The 488-nt window shown below is 38.7% G+C and carries 1 protein-coding gene; it reads left to right on the forward strand.

Features of this window, described 5'->3' with window-relative positions:
• Nucleotides 1-297 (forward strand): JDVT-CTERM system glutamic-type intramembrane protease MrtJ (gene mrtJ / locus AB4585_RS22760; protein ID WP_372171076.1); only part of this gene is annotated, 297 nt, incomplete at its 5' end.
• Nucleotides 298-488: the final 191 nt, after the last annotated feature.

Here is a 488-nt window from a genome sequence, read left to right on the forward strand (position 1 = left end):
CCTATAATTGAAGAGCTGTTGTTTAGAGGTATATTGCAAGGCAGATTATTAAGGTTGGATTGGGGGCGAAAGCAACTGATTGGCTTTACAGGAGCAAACCTTTGCTGCTCCTTATTGTTTGCTGCGTTTCATTTATTTAGTCATGCTCCAATCTGGTCTATAGGTGTATTTTTTCCCTCATTGTTGTTTGGATATTTTAGAGATAAACACAACAGTGTCTATCCCTCTATTGCTCTGCATATCTTCTATAACGCAGTGTATTTTTTACTGCCAATCGTAATCAGTTACAGCTTTTGAACTTTAAGCCCTCTGCCTGTTTAAAGGAAACTATAAGCCATCAGTATCTCCGTCTTCTTACTTTGCTGTACCTTACCCCGGTTATACCTGCTAGATTATGAATAGTGCTAACTAAGTAGTGGTTAAGATTTTGATTCGATTGATACTTAATGGAAAAAAAGCCGGTCTCGAGAGCGTTAGAGAGGCGGTTT

The sequence above is a fragment of the Vibrio sp. 10N.222.49.C9 genome (assembly GCF_041474985.1).
Taxonomy (GTDB): Bacteria; Pseudomonadota; Gammaproteobacteria; order Enterobacterales; family Vibrionaceae; genus Vibrio; species Vibrio crassostreae_C.